The 12,234-nt window shown below is 71.7% G+C and carries 8 protein-coding genes; 2 read left to right on the forward strand and 6 right to left on the reverse strand.

Going from position 1 to position 12,234, the window contains the following annotated elements; all coding sequences use genetic code 11:
* Positions 1–17: 17 nt before the first annotated feature.
* The 3 genes from ACZ7GJ_RS10155 to ACZ7GJ_RS10165 all read right to left on the reverse strand — a co-directional run bounded on the left by ACZ7GJ_RS10155 (position 18) and on the right by ACZ7GJ_RS10165 (position 5,899).
* The gene (locus tag ACZ7GJ_RS10155) at positions 18–1,238 is read right to left on the reverse strand and encodes a cytochrome P450 family protein (RefSeq protein ID WP_470750687.1); all 1,221 of its coding nucleotides are present in this window, start codon (positions 1,236–1,238) and stop codon (positions 18–20) included.
* 145 nt (positions 1,239–1,383) lie between these two features.
* Complete coding sequence (locus ACZ7GJ_RS10160) at positions 1,384–4,779, reverse strand: Ig-like domain-containing protein (protein WP_470750688.1); 3,396 nt, start codon at positions 4,777–4,779, stop codon at positions 1,384–1,386.
* 418 nt (positions 4,780–5,197) lie between these two features.
* On the reverse strand, positions 5,198–5,899 hold the full coding sequence (locus ACZ7GJ_RS10165) for a CAP domain-containing protein (protein WP_470750689.1): 702 nt from the start codon (positions 5,897–5,899) through the stop codon (positions 5,198–5,200).
* 204 nt (positions 5,900–6,103) lie between these two features.
* Between ACZ7GJ_RS10165 and ACZ7GJ_RS10170 the strand changes: the two genes are divergently transcribed.
* Positions 6,104–7,351 (forward strand): SLC13 family permease, encoded by a 1,248-nt coding sequence (locus tag ACZ7GJ_RS10170; protein WP_470750690.1) that lies wholly within the window; start codon positions 6,104–6,106, stop codon positions 7,349–7,351.
* An 11-nt stretch (positions 7,352–7,362) separates the two neighbouring features.
* Here ACZ7GJ_RS10170 and ACZ7GJ_RS10175 read toward each other — a convergent pair whose 3' ends face one another.
* Genes ACZ7GJ_RS10175 through ACZ7GJ_RS10185 form a run of 3 tightly spaced genes read right to left on the reverse strand, consistent with a single transcriptional unit; the run spans position 7,363 to position 10,724 of the window.
* A complete protein-coding gene (locus ACZ7GJ_RS10175; protein WP_470750691.1) occupies positions 7,363–8,814 on the reverse strand; it encodes a PLL family lectin in 1,452 nt (483 codons plus the stop codon).
* 54 nt (positions 8,815–8,868) lie between these two features.
* Positions 8,869–10,395 (reverse strand): C40 family peptidase, encoded by a 1,527-nt coding sequence (locus tag ACZ7GJ_RS10180; protein ID WP_470750692.1) that lies wholly within the window; start codon positions 10,393–10,395, stop codon positions 8,869–8,871.
* A 56-nt stretch (positions 10,396–10,451) separates the two neighbouring features.
* Positions 10,452–10,724 carry a hypothetical protein gene (locus tag ACZ7GJ_RS10185; protein ID WP_470750693.1) on the reverse strand — a complete coding sequence of 91 codons (273 nt, stop codon included), beginning with the start codon at positions 10,722–10,724 and terminating at the stop codon, positions 10,452–10,454.
* Positions 10,725–11,187: 463 nt separating this feature from the next.
* On the opposite strand from ACZ7GJ_RS10185, the gene ACZ7GJ_RS10190 reads away from it, so the two are divergent.
* On the forward strand, positions 11,188–12,174 hold the full coding sequence (locus ACZ7GJ_RS10190) for a helix-turn-helix transcriptional regulator (protein WP_470750793.1): 987 nt from the start codon (positions 11,188–11,190) through the stop codon (positions 12,172–12,174).
* Positions 12,175–12,234 lie beyond the last annotated feature (60 nt).

The raw sequence follows: 12,234 nt of genomic DNA on the forward strand, positions 1-12,234 counted from the left end.
GGGCCTTCGCCTCCCGCTCACGCCACGACGTCCGCCGCGACGGGAAGGGCGCGTACGGCGTGCGAGCGGAACGTGGTGCCCCAGGCGAGCTCCTCGGCCGGGCGCGCGAGCCGGAGCCCGGGCAGGCGGTCCAGGAGCGTGCCCAGCGCGAGGGTGAGTTCGAGCCGGGCCAGGGGCGCGCCCAGGCAGTAGTGCATGCCGTGTCCGAGGGCGAGGTGGGCCTTGTCCGCCCGGTGGATGTCGAAGTGCCCGGCCTCCGGGTAGCGGGCCGGATCGCGGTGGGCCGAGGCGAGGCTGAAGAGCACCGTCTCTCCGGCCGGGATGCGCCGGCCCGCGATGTCGACCGGCTCGGTCGGGAAGCGGCGGATCGCCGTCTGGACGGGCTGCGCGTACCGCAGGAGTTCCTCGACGGCCTCCGGCAGCAGCCCGCGGTCCGCCCGCAGGGCGGCGAGCTGTTCGGGGTGCGTGAGCAGCGCGAGCATCCCGTTGCCGATGACGTGCTGGACGTTCTCGCTCCCCGCCATCAGGATCAGGAAGGCGAGCGAGACGAGCTCGTCCTCGCTGAGCCGGTCCTCCTCGTCGCGTGCCGCGATCAGGCCGGACAGCATGTCCTCACCGGGCCGTACGCGCCGCTCCGCGACGAGGTCGATGAGGAAGCGGTGGATTGCGCCGATCGCCGCCACCAGTTCCTCCCGCGAGCGGGGGGCGAGCATGCCGGCCACCCAGCCGGCGAACCGGTCCTGGCCCGCGGCAGGTACGTCCAGCAGCGCTCCGACGACCCGCAGGGGCAGCGGCTTGGCGAATGCGGCCACCAGGTCCGCCTCGCCGGACGCCTGGATCTGCTCCAGGACCCCGTCGATCAGGCCGTCGACGGCCGCCTGGATGCTCTCCCGCAGCATGTCGACGTGCCGGGGGGTGAATCCCTTCGCGACCAGGCGGCGCAGCCGCAGGTGATCGTCCGGGTCGACGTTCAGGAGGTTCCTGTCGAGCGCGGGGGGCAGGGAGAAGCCGCTGAAACCGGTGCTGGAATGCCTCTTGTTCACGGAGAAGCGGGCGTCGAGGAGCCCGGCGCGCACGTCCCGCTCGTGGGTCACCAGCCACACCTCCAGGCCGTCGGGCAGCGCGACGCGGTGCACGGACCCGGCCCGGCGCAGCTGGGCCCAAACGGCGTGCGGGTCCTTCGCGAACGAGTCGTCGAAGGGGCGTGGGAGCGGCGCCGCTTCCGTGTTCTGCGTCATGCGACTGCCTGTCGTTCGTGTCGGTGCCGGTGGGGATGTGGCGAGGCCACCCCGGCACCCGAGTCTGCCAGTTGACATGACGGCGCCCCGTGCCCGGGGTGATCCCGGGACGGGGCGCCGCGGTGTTTCGGCGTCCGGGCCGGAGCTAGTCCCGGCCCTTGCCCTTGTCCTTGTCCTTGTGTGCGTGCTCCTTCAGCGTGATGTCCTCCGTGTCCGTGAAGTCGATCCGCGTCTTGGCCTGCGTCGTGTGGGGGTAGGCGACGAGGACCGAGCCCGTCCCCTTCTTGCCCGGGTACTCCTCCTTCAGCAAGCCCTTGGGGGAGCCGGCGCGGACGATCAGCTCGTCGCCCTTCTCCGGCTTCACCTGGGACGGGTCTTCGCCGTCGACGGAGAGCTGGGTGCTGACGGTGTCCTTGACGAGGAGGTCGATCGTGTCCTGGCCGCCGCGGGCGAGGACGCCGATCCGCTCGGTCTGCGCCGTCGTGATCCGCAGGCCGAGCAGCGTCACGAGCGACGCCGGATCGCGGACCAGCGGCAGGGCGTCGACGCGGAGCGTGGTGAAGGTGTCCACCAGGCCCCGGATCCGGTCGCCCCGGGTGGTGCCCACGATGGTGACCTCGTCGTCACCGCCGTCGGTACTGACCGCCACGTCACCGGTGACACCGGAGAAGTTCAGCACCTGCGGGGAGTCCGCCCGCGTCAGGCGGCCGCTGTTGGTGCTGAGCGGGGTGAAGGTGAGCCGGTCGTCGCCCGACCCGCCCGCCACGGCCGCGCCGTGCCCGTTCGCGTCGAGGTTGACGACCGGGATCCCGCGGATGCCGGCGAAGCCGCCCGGGATGCCCGGGTAGCCCGTCACGCGGCCCTGGTCGATGTCGACCAGCACGTTCGCCGTGGCGCCGGTGAGGCTGAGCGAGTGCTGGGCGATGGTCACCGCGAGGGAGGGAGAGGCCGGGCCCACGTTGCCGGCGAGGTCCTCCAGGAGCACGGTGACGTCGTACCGCCCGTCGCGCAGTGCCGAGCTGACGACCTGGTACTCACCGGCCGGGGTGACGGTGTCCTTGCCGACCACGGCAGGTCCGCCGCCCGCGGGGGCGGTCCGCAGCCGGACCAGTGCGTTCGGCTCGACCGAGGCGCCCTGGAAGGCGGGCTTGCCGATGGTGGTGATGTTGTCGATGTCGCTGCCCGCGCTGTCGCTGGAGGCCAGCAGGTCGGGCGCCGCGGCCGGGCGGGCCGGCGCGGTCGTGTCCAGGGTGATCACGAGTGCGTGCGAGCTCTCCGCGCCCGAGCCGGTGACGTGGGCGGTGCCGGCGACGCGGGGGTTGTCGGACGGGTCGACGATGATCACCTCGGCGGTGATCTGGTTCTCGCCCTCGCGCAGGACCGGTGCCAGGCGGATCTGGTACAGCCCCGGCTTGTTCGTCGGGTCGACCGGCGTGGCGAAGCCGACGCGCTCCCCGTCGCGCTCCACGGCCACCTTGAAGCCCGGGTTGTCGTCGCCGAGGTCCGGCGAGGCGTTCTGCGGGGACAGCTGGATCCCGGCTGCGCGCAGCTCGGCGTCGTTCACGCGGAGGAAGAGGTCCGGTCCGGCGATCTTGGTGACGTTGTCACTGTCGGAGCGGCCCGAGTCGGACTGCTGCTTGAGGTCGAGGGCGAAGGGCTCGGGGGCCGCGCGGTTGACGACGACGAGGTCGTACGTGCCCTGCGGCGGGTCGGTCGGCGAGGAGTCCCCGGGCCGGGTCGGGTCGGCCACCCCGGCGGCGCTGACCACGACGTAGTACGGCTCGTCCTGGACGACCGGGATCCCGAGCCGGCCGGTGGAGGTGCCGGCCCGGGTGGTGACGGCGCCGGTGGCGACGCGGTTGCCGTACTTGTCGTACGCGCGCACCGCGAGGGGGGCGGTCACCTCGTTGAAGCGGATCTCGGTGGTGAGGTGGCCCGTGTGGCGCGGGGTGACGCGGAAGAAGTCCACGTCGGTCGCCGTGTGCAGGCTGAGGCCGCGCCGGTTGAACTGCTCGTTGGAGCCGAGGTCGGCGGCCACGGCGTGGTCGATCGACTCGTTGGGCTCGTGGGCGTCGGGGAAGGCCCCCGCCATGGAGAACACGTCGAAGTACGTGGCCTGGTTGCCCTGCGCCGGGTTGGTGCCCGTGGGCGGGGTGGTGTTGCCGGTCCAGGTGGCGTAGCCGATCCCGTCGACCGACCACAGGCCGTTGTACTCGCCGATGCGCAGGGTCTGGTTGGTGGAGCCGGCTCCGCAGTCGAAGCGGCAGGGGGCGTTGAGGTCGGGGTCGAAGGCGGAGTCGCTGACCCGGAAGTCCTGGGTCCAGGTCTGCCCGCCGTCGCGGCTGGTGGTGCCGTACACCTCCAGCAGGAAGTTGTTGCCCCCGTTGGGCCCGGTGCCGTTGTTGCGCCGGCCGCTGCGGTTGTCGTACCAGGTGACGACGGCGTTGCCGTCCTGGTCGATGTGCGCGGTGGGCATCACGGCGAAGGTCTGGCCCGGACCGTGGTCGACCCGGCCGCGGGTGAAGGTCTGGCCGTTGTCCGTGGAGCGGGCGATGACCACGTCGGCGTCGTCGCCGTTGCCGAAGACGTCGTTGGGGTCGTCGTTGGCGACGACGTAGACGTTCCCGGCTCGGGCCGGGTCGGGCAGGATCCACGGCTGAACGGTGCCCTGGAGCCAGAAGTCGGTGCCGGGGATCGTGCCGGCGCCGGACTGCACGTTGCAGGTGACCGTGGCCTGTCCCGCCGTGAACGCCGCGTTCTTCTGCGTGACGGTGCCGGCCGCGAAGTCGACGCCGCCGGACCCGTCGCGCAGGAGCTGTACGGTGCCCGTGCCCGCGGTGCCGCAGGTGTCTGTGTGGTAGGCGACGTAGAGGTCACCGTTCTGGGCGACGGCCGCGTGCGCGGGCCAGACGAAGCCCTCGCCGGCCGCGGAGATGACGGAGGGTGCGGACCAGGTCGCGCCGGCGTTCGTGGACCGGGAGAACATGACCCGCGTCCCGGTGCCGAACTCCGTCCAGACGATGTAGAGGTTGCCGACGTACGGGCTGGTGGGGTTGGCGTCGACGACCAGCCACTGCTTGTCGTTGTCGATGGCGCCGTTGTTGCTCACCCGGACGGGGGTGTAGGTCTGGTTCCCCGTCGTCGTGGTGTCGTTGATCCGGGCGACGCCGACCCCGAGCTGGTTGGGGGTGGTGTTCAGACCGCGCGACAGGTGGGTGACGAACAGGCGTCCCTGGGCGTCGAAGGCGAGGGAAGGGTCGCCGTTGCACGGGGTGACGGTCGACGTCCGCGTGATCGGGAAGCCGTCCCGGCCGAAGTTGAGGTCGATGTGGACGGTGCATCCCTGCATGACGGCGACGTGTCCGGGCCTGCGGGGATTGGCCGTGGCGTTGTGGGGCTCGAACCCGCCGGCGGCGATCCTCTGATCGTCCCCGGCCCACGCCGTGGAGGCGGCGGGACCGAGGACCACGAGCGACTGCAGTACGAGGAGAATGCTGCTGACGATGGTGAAGGCACGCCTATGGAGATGATTGCTCAGCATGCGTCCCGCTCTCTGGCTCGGTACATCCCTCTCCTTCCAGCCAAGCGGCCGCATCTGATCAGCGGCCCCGCGCGCTGTTCGAGAGGACTCTGGCACCGCGCCGATCACGGCTCGGGGCCACCGGGACAGCGACACGGGAATTCACCAAGATCCCCGGAAGAACCGCCCGCCCGGGGTAACGATCACGGCAGTGACGTACGTGGAACGGGGCGCGGGCAGGCGGATGCGCCCCTCGCCGGTGGGAGCGGCAACGGGCGGCTCTCCGCGGAAACGGACGCCGGACTGCCCTCCGCCGCCCCGGGCAGGGGTGAGGGAGGGCAGTGCGTCGCAGTCCGTGGAGCGGCAGGGAGGAGCCGGGGGAGCCGGGGGAGCCGGGGGAGCCGGGTAGGGGCGGCCGGGCAGGGGCGCCGCGGTGTCCCTACCTCTCGCACCTGCCGAAGGTGACGACGTAGGTGCCGGAGTCGCTCCGGCCGGCTCCCGCACGGTCGGCCGCCCCGCCCCTGGACGCGGCACCGATGTCGGTCAGGGAGGGGTCGCGGATGATCTTGTCGTGGCCCTGCGTGCTGATGTTCAGCCACCAGTTGACGGCTGCCTTCGGGGTGCCGGCTCCGCCCCAGCCGTTGTACACGATCTCGCGGCCCTGCCAGGAGCTGCCGTCCGAGCAGTACCCGGCGTTCCTGATGCGGCGCCCTATCTGTTCGTCGCCGCTCCCCGAGACCTGCGGGTTCTGGTGGGGGTTACGGCCCGGTCCCCACCACTTCTGGGCCAGCGAGGCGTCCAGGTGCGTGCGTGCGGCCGTCGTCAGATCGGAGTCGAAGGACAGTTCCGAAAGCCCCAGGCGCTGGCGCTCGTCGTTGATCAGGCACACGGTGGCGAGGGTCTGGAACATGGTCCCGAACCCGAAACGGCCGGGGGCGGTGGAGGGGACGAGGTCGTCGGCCTCGGGGCCCATCTGGGTGCAGTCCACCTGCTGGGCGGCGGCGGGAGTGGCGACCGCCGGGAGCAGGGTGACCGAGAGGACGGCCGCGGCGGCGACCGAGACGGCGGCCCTGGCGTGCGAACCACGCGGGCCGTGCGGGCTGTGCGAACCGTGCAGGCCGTGCGGAGTACGGATTCTCATGGAGATTCCCTCCTCTCCCGCGTACCGGACACGGAGGGGCCCGGAGCTGGAGGTGGTGGGTAGGCACGGCGCGCCGCTTCTCATGGTGCGCTCGGCAGGGCCGGTCTGCCACTCGGCCATTCGGGTGTCATCCTGGAGGGGATGTACGGGGCCGCCGTCCGGCCGAGGAAGTCTGTCTGCCGGGAGCGCGCGCTGAGTACCGTCATGGCCGAGTCACTGTCGGTCGTCCTGCTGCTGGGTGTGCTGGCCTTCGCCGTCGTACGGCCGCGCGGGCTGCCCGAGGCCGTCGCAGCGCTGCCGGCCGCCGGCCTGCTCATCGCGGCCGGGGTGATCTCGCCGTACGACGCCTGGCAGCAGACGCGCGAGCTGCTGCCGGTGGTCGGGTTCCTCGCCGTGATCCTGGCGCTCGCGCACCTGTGCGCCGAGGAGGGACTGTTCCGAGCGGCCGGTGACGCGGTGGCCCGGCGCTGCGGGCGCAGCCCGAGGACGCTGCTGGGCGGCGTTTTCGCGGTGGCGGCGGTGGTCACGGCGGCGCTCAGCCTGGACGCGACGGTGGTGCTCCTGACGCCGGTGGTGTTCGCGACCGCCGCCCGCCTCGGCGCGGCCCCCCGTCCGCACGTGTACGCCACTGCACACCTGGCGAACTCGGCGTCGCTGCTCCTGCCGGTCTCCAATCTGACCAACCTGCTGGCCTTCACCGCGAGCGGCCTGTCCTTCACCCGGTTCGCCGCGCTGATGGCCCTGCCCTGGCTGGCCGCCATCGCCGTCGAGTACGCCGTCTTCCGCCGCTTCTTCCGGGCCGACCTGGCCAAGCCGGTCGACCGGTACGACGATACGGAGCCTGCGGCGGCCGTGTCCCGGTTCAGCCTGGCGGTGCTCCTGCTGACCCTGGCCGGATTCGCGGTCGCCTCCTTCGCCGGAGCGAGCCCGGCGTGGGCGGCGCTGGCCGGGACCGGGGTGCTCGCGGTGCGCGCGCTGCGCCGGCGCCGTACGAGCCTGCGGCGGCTCGCCGGCTCGGCCGCACCGGGATTCTGCCTGTTCGTCCTGGCGCTCGGGGTCGTCGTCCGGGCCGTCGTCGACCACGGTCTGGGCGACGCCCTCGCCGGCGTCCTGCCGGCCGGCGGCGGGCTCCTGGCGCTGCTGGCCATCGCCGCGGTGGCCGCGCTGCTGGCCAATCTGATCAACAACCTGCCGGCGGTGCTCGCTCTGCTGCCGCTGGCGGCACCGGCCGGGCCGGGGCCGGTGCTCGCCGTGCTGATCGGCGTGAACATCGGCCCCAACCTGACCTACGCCGGCTCCCTCGCCACCCTGCTGTGGCGGCGCATCGTCCACGAACACGAGGACCGGGTGCGGCTGGCCGAGTTCACCCGCCTCGGGCTGATGAGCACGCCGGCCGCCCTCGCCGCCGCCGTAGCGGCCCTCTGGGTGTCCGTCCGGTTCATCGGCCCCTGACCGGGCGGTTGCTATCGGGTGAAGCTCGCGGTGAGGGCGATGGCGTCTCCGCCGCCCGCGGGGGTGGCCCAGTCGTTCCACTGGCCGGTGTTGTAGTCCCCGTCGCGTTCGGTCACGGTGTTGTCGGTGCGGACCGCGAAGACGTGGTTGACGTTGTCCGCCATGGCGCTGGTCACTCGCTTGAGATTGCCGCCGCCGCCGTTCCACCAGCCGTTCCAGGAGCCGCGGTCGAAGTCGCCGTCGGTGTTGTACCAGTTGCCGTCCAGGCCGATCGCGCCCAGGTGGACGGTGTTTCCTGACGCGGTGGCCGTGACATCCTGCGCGCGGAAGCCGCCGGCGGGGCCGGCCGCCTGCCAGTCCGACCACTTGCGCGCCGCGTAGTCCGCGTCGAGTTCCATCAGCTGGTCGTTGGCGTCGACGGCGATGATGTGGTTCACGTGGTCGGCGGTGGTGGCGCTGGTGAGGCGCTTGAGGCCGTTGCCCCCGTGGTCCGTCCAGCCGTTCCAGTCGCCTGCCGCGAAGTCCCGATCGGAGTTGTAGAGCCTGCCGTCCAGGCCGATGGCGACGAGGTGGACGGTACTGCCGTCCGAGGCCGCCGAGACCGCCTTCACTTCGGGCGAGCCGGACAGGGCGTACCAGCCGGACCACTTGCCGGTCGTGTAGTCGCCGTCGTTCTCGTAGATCCGGTTGTCACCGCCCACGGCGAACGTCCGGTTCACCGCACCGGTTCCCGTACTCGTCACTTCCTTGAGCTGCGAGGCACCCTGGTTGCTCCAGCCGCTCCAGCGGCCCGCGGCGTAGTCGCCCTCCGCATTGAAGAGCTCCCCGTTCGGCGCGATCCGCTGCAGGTGCACCGCGTTCGTCAGCTGGGGCTCGTCGATGACGTTGCGGTAGCGGCGGGGGGTGTACGTACCTCGGGGGTGGCCGTCCCAGTTGGCGTCGCCGGTGGACACCGTCCGGTACTTCACGGGCGTGGAGCCGAAGGAGTAGTAGGAGAACCTCGTCTTGGCGGCGTCCTCCCACTTGGCGAACAGGAAGACGTGGTCGACGCTGTTGAGGATGTCGCCCGGCTTCAGGTCGTTGAAGTCGATCGCGTACGAGTCGTCGTTCAGGGTGATGGTGTTAGGCGACCAGCTGAGGTGCCAGGCCATGGAGACGTAGCCGGAGCAGTCGGTGCGGTAGGACCTGCCGCTCGAGTCGGTGTACGAGCCGCCCTGGTTGTAGACGAGACCCTTGTCGAGCCAGTACTTGGCCCGCTCGATGATCTCGGTACGGGATATCTTGCCGCCGACCGTGGACGTGGCCGCGGTGGTCGCGGCGTAGGCGGTGGGCTCGGCGGCGAGCGTGGCACCGACGGCGCCGGCGGCGATGACGGCGACCGCGAGAGCGGTACGGGTGGTTCGTGCGAGACGACGACGGGCGGTCGCGGATACGGGCGTGAGCGTGGGCTTAGGCATGGGCATGCCGAGGTCTCCTGTGGGCTGTGTCGGTGGATGGTCGAGGGGGGTGGCGGTGCTCTAGAAGCCGGCCCACAGGCCGTTGTTGCCGAGCATGTCGATGCCGCCCGAGACGTGGCCCGCGTTGTCGCCCGTGTACATCCGCATGTTGTTGTTGGCGTCGATGCCGGCGATGTCGCGCTTGCCGTCGCCGTCGAAGTCGGCCGAGAGCAGGGAACGGAAGCCCTTCCACAGGCCGTTGTTGCCGAGCATCTCGCTGCCGCCGCCCACGCGACCGGTGTTGTCGCCGGTGTACAGCTTCAGGTTGTCGTTCGCGTCGATACCGGCGATGTCCTGCTTGCCGTCGGCGTTGAAGTCACCCGCCGTGATGCCCTTGAAGTTGACCCACAGGCCGTTGTCGCCGAGCATCTCGCTGCCACCGCCCAGGTGGCCCGCGCCGTCGCCGGTGTAGAGCCTCAGGTTGTCGTAGGCGTCGATGCCCGCGATGTCCTGCTTGCCGTCGGCGTTGAAGTCGCCGGCCGTGATCGCCTTGAAGTTGACCCACAGGCCGTTGTTGCCGAGCATGTCGCCGCCGCCGGAGACGTGGCCGGTGCCGTCGCCCGTGTACAGCTTCATGTTGTTGTACGCGTCGATGCCCGCGATGTCCTGCTTGCCGTCGCCGTTGAAGTCACCCGCGGCGATGGACTTGAAGTTCTTCCACAGGCCGTTGTCACCCAGCATGTTGCTGCCGCCGGAGACGTGGCCGGCGCCGTCGCCCGTGTACAGCTTCAGGTTGTCGTAGGCGTCGATGCCGGCGATGTCCTGCTTGCCGTCCCCGTCGAAGTCCGCACCGACCGTCCGGGCGGCACCGGTGGAGGCCGGCGGGGTGGAGTCGATGATGTTGTCGTAGCGGCGCGGGCTGAAGGTGCCGTGCCCGGACCAGTACGGGTAGGGGATCTCGCGGTGCACCGCGCCGACGCTGCCCGCCTGCTCGTAGGCGTCGTAGCGGGTGTGCTCGGCGTTGGCCCAGCCGTTGAAGATGACCACGTGGCCGCTGGCGCCCGGGTTCGGGTTGAGCAGGATGTCACCGGGCTTGAGGGACTCCTTGGATATCGAGGAGGTGAACTCCAGGAGGGTGCCGGTGGTCTCGCCCCAGTTGTTGGCCGAGGACGAGGAGAGGTGCCAGGCCATGGAGACGAAGCCGGAGCAGTCCGTGCGGTAGCGGCCGTTCGCGTCGGTGCGGTAGTTGGTCATGCTGTACGGCACGCCGGCGTCCACCCACGTCCTGGCCCGGGCGATGACCTCGGCGCGGCTGATCGGGCCGGCCACGCTCGACGCGGCCGCCAGGCCCTGCGGCGCGGCGAGGAAGGGCGAGGCCTTCTTCCGGCCCGCGGAGGCCGCCGCGTCGAGCTGGGCCCGGGTGGCGGTCGTCGGGTTGGGGACCGTCGGGGTGAACGGGGTGATCGTGCCCTGGTCCGCCCCGGCGGCCGTGGACTGCGGTGCCGGCGGCTGCGCCGCCTGGGCCGGGACGGTCGTGGTCAGCACGACGGAGGCCAGGCCCGCCGCGAGCAGGGCGATGGCGGACGTACGGCGCTGAGTGTGGGACATGGGAGTTCTCCAGTAGTGGTGTCGGGCAGGCCGAAGGAACGGCCGGTGCCGACCGATCAGGCGATACGGATGGTGAATCCGTGGGTGGCGGCGGGACCCGCCACACGGCCCAGCAGGGCGCGCATCTGGTCCCGTGCCGTCCGGTCGCAGCGGGCGCGGACGAAGAGGACGACGTCGAGACCGCCGTACGGGGCGGGCCGCGCCCGCAGGTGCTCCAGGCCGTCGCAGGGCCTGGCGTGCGCCCAGACCAGGTCATGGACGAGCGGTACGGCGGTGGCGGTGGGCGGGCTGTCGTCGGAGGAGATCAGGCAGGCGTGGATCACCCGCATGCGGTCAGTCCCAGCCGGTGACGTGCGTCGCGGTCCGGGCGTAGCCGGCCTGCGGCGCGTCCCGGCCGACACCCCCTGGGTCCGCGGCCGCGACGGGTCCCGGCCGATCACCGCGGACCCGTTCCCGAGAGAGGGCGGAGCGATGGCGGGGGCAGCAGCAACGGCAGCGGACGCGACGGGACATGAGGAACTCCTGGGACAGGTACGAGTGGTGCGGACAGGCGGATCAGCGGCGCTGCACCGGTCCGACCTCGCGGCCCTGGCCTCGGGTGGGGCTCCTGCCCCGCCGTCCCGGTGATCAACATCCTGCTGACCCGGGGTCCTTCGGGGAAGAGGCGGCGCCTGGCACCAAGGGGCCTGGCACCTTGATGCCGTGCCCGGACCCCACCGGTCCACCCATTAAGATCATCTTCCCGAGGGCCGACCGACCCTCGATGAGGTGTCACAGCGGGGGCTGAGGGCGTTGTTGCAGGTATTGGGCGTGGAAGCGCACACGGAGGCGGTGTACCGCGGACTGCTGACGGAACAGGACGGCGGGGTCGCCACGTTGGCGCAGCGGCTCGGCCTGACGGAGTTCCAGGTGCGGGACGCCCTCGACCGGCTGGTCGATCTGGGCCTGCTCACCGGCTCCCGGGACACGCCGGGCGAACTGCGCGCCGTCAGCCCCGAGGCGGGTCTCGAACAGCTCCTGCGGCGTCAGGAGCAGGACCTCGCCCGCAGGCAGCAGGAACTCGCGCTGAGCAAGGCGGCCGTGGCCCGCGCCGTTGCGGAGTTCGCGGAGCTGCGGCCGAACACGGGGACGGACGGCGCGGAACGGCTCGTCGGCCTCGACGCGATCCAGTCCCGGCTGGAAGTACTCACCAAGGGGCTGACCCGGGAGTGCCTCGCGATCAAGCCCGGGGGCGCCCAGTCCCCCGCGAGCCTGGAGGCCTCCCGGCCGCTGGACGAGGACGCCCTCGCCCGCCAGATCGAGTTGCGGGCGGTGTACCAGGACAGCGTCAGGAACGACGCGGCGACGCTCGCCCACCTCCAGTGGGAGACGGAGCTCGGCGCGCAGGTGCGCACCAGCCCCGTGCTGCCGCCCCGGATGCTGATCTTCGACCGGGAGACCGCGCTCGTCCCGATCGATCCCGCCAACTCCCGGCTCGGAGCCCTCTGCACCACGTCCCCGGGCATCGTGGCCTCGCTCGTCGCCCTGTTCGAGCGGACCTGGGAGGCGGCCGTCCCGCTCGGGGCGGCCCTCCCGCAGGCGCCTCAGGACGGGATCACGCCCGGTGAGCAGGTGTTGCTGAAGCTGCTTGCGGCGGGGATGACCGACGAGGCGGCCGGCAAGCGGCTGGGCGTCTCCCTGCGGACCGTACGACGGCAGATGTCGGCGCTCATGGAGCGCCTCGACGCGACCAGCCGGTTCGAGGCCGGCCTGAAGGCCGCCCAGCGCGGCTGGCTCTGAGCGCCTCGACCCGGCGAACCTCCCCCGGCCGGCCGCAGTACTGGCTAGGCTGCCGCCGAC

This window comes from Streptomyces sp. NPDC037242, assembly GCF_055604165.1.

What these genes read in the sequence shown, in the direction of transcription:
- ACZ7GJ_RS10155 (WP_470750687.1), bottom strand. Translation starts at nt 1,238, where the DNA reads ATGACGCAGAACACGGAAGCGGCGCCGCTCCCACGCCCCTTCGACGAC.
- ACZ7GJ_RS10160 (WP_470750688.1), bottom strand. Translation starts at nt 4,779, where the DNA reads ATGCTGAGCAATCATCTCCATAGGCGTGCCTTCACCATCGTCAGCAGC.
- ACZ7GJ_RS10165 (WP_470750689.1), bottom strand. Translation starts at nt 5,899, where the DNA reads ATGAGAATCCGTACTCCGCACGGCCTGCACGGTTCGCACAGCCCGCAC.
- ACZ7GJ_RS10170 (WP_470750690.1), top strand. Translation starts at nt 6,104, where the DNA reads ATGGCCGAGTCACTGTCGGTCGTCCTGCTGCTGGGTGTGCTGGCCTTC.
- ACZ7GJ_RS10175 (WP_470750691.1), bottom strand. Translation starts at nt 8,814, where the DNA reads ATGCCCATGCCTAAGCCCACGCTCACGCCCGTATCCGCGACCGCCCGT.
- ACZ7GJ_RS10180 (WP_470750692.1), bottom strand. Translation starts at nt 10,395, where the DNA reads ATGTCCCACACTCAGCGCCGTACGTCCGCCATCGCCCTGCTCGCGGCG.
- ACZ7GJ_RS10185 (WP_470750693.1), bottom strand. Translation starts at nt 10,724, where the DNA reads ATGCGGGTGATCCACGCCTGCCTGATCTCCTCCGACGACAGCCCGCCC.